General features: G+C 35.9%; 1 protein-coding gene. It reads right to left on the reverse strand.

The annotated features are described in order from the left end of the window. Nucleotides 1-90: 90 nt before the first annotated feature. The gene (locus tag B5E87_RS14760; protein WP_143746920.1) at nt 91-1,446 is read right to left on the reverse strand and encodes an IS1182 family transposase; all 1,356 of its coding nucleotides are present in this window, start codon (nt 1,444-1,446) and stop codon (nt 91-93) included. Nucleotides 1,447-1,461: the final 15 nt, after the last annotated feature.

Raw genomic sequence — 1,461 nt, forward strand, 5'->3', positions numbered from 1 at the left:
TCACGTAGCAAATAATATGAATAGCCAGGACAATTTAATATGAATATTACAGTTATCTCACCTTGTATTCTAACAAAATAAATTGAAGAACTATTTATCATTTAATTTGGCATTCAACACCAATTTGCCTAAATTATGGCAGCCAAAAATAATCAACGATTCCTGTTGATTTTTCTTTAGTCCTCTTATTCTCGTAAACCTTAATCCATGCTTTTCTTTGCAGTCTGCATAGACTCTTTCTATTGTCTCTTTTCTTAACGGGTATATGTCCTTCCATTCTGGTGTATATCTGATTTCATCCGCCAATTCTCTATATTCCTCCCATACGTGTCTTGTGATGACCTTCTGGTGATTCTTGCTCTGTGTACACTGCTCTAAGAATGGACATCCTTCACAATCCTTTGGATTTGATTTGTATTCCCTGTATCCTGATTTGTTTGTTGTGGTATATTTCAAGTCCTTATTATTTGGACATATATAAATATCTAGCTTTTCATCATAAACATATTCGTATTTCTTGAAGAATCCTTTTTTTGTCATGGGTCTTTTATATGGCAGATAAGGTCTGATTCCATCCTCTATGGTTTCTCGACATATTGCAGGTGTTATGAATCCTGCATCCAGACTGATGTTATGTATTGAATCTCCATAGGTATTCAGTAGCTCTCTATACGCATCATGAAAAACAACACTATCGTGCTGATTGCCTGGTGCTACTGTATTATGCAGTACAAATCCATGTCTATCACAGAATGTCAGATTTGTATATGCAAAGCATTTCTGTTTTTCTCCCTTATGGAAGCATCCGCTTTCTGGGTCTGTCTTGCTTACCTTTATTGATTTTGTCCCTTTTCCTTCAATCAGTTCTCCTGTTTCTTCATCATATGCAAGCTCTATATCCTTTGTCTCCTTTAATGCTTTTTTTCCATGTTCTTCTCTATCCTTGTTGATTTCTTCCAGAAGTTCATCATCATAATGTTTCTTGACGATCTCCACGACCTTGTTTTCGTGTTTTCTACTATTGGCGTTGGCTTTTCGATGTGTTCCATCTCCAAATACTGTATCAAGATCCACAAAATCATATGCTATGGCTTCTTCGATGATCCTGTTGAAAATCTCATCAAAAATTTCTGAATCTCCATATCTTCTGATATAGTTCTGTGACCAGGTTGAATAGTTTGGAACCTCATCATCAATGGACAATCCTAAAAACCACCTGTAGGCAAGGTTGACCTTGATTTCTTCACATGTTCTTCTCATGGAATGAATACCAAATGTAAAGTTAATAAAAAGCATTTTAAAAAGTACCACCGGATCGATACTTGGTCTTCCAAAAGAACTGTAGAGCGGTCTGACCAATGGATAAATAAATGTCCAGTCAATGGCTTCCTCAAGCTCTCTTACCTTGTGATCTGATGGTACTAATTCATCTATAGTACTCAAAATAAAGCTGTCATTTTT

It is taken from the genome of Massilimicrobiota sp. An142, assembly GCF_002160725.1.
Lineage (GTDB): Bacteria > Bacillota_I > Bacilli_A > Erysipelotrichales > Coprobacillaceae > Allocoprobacillus > Allocoprobacillus merdigallinarum.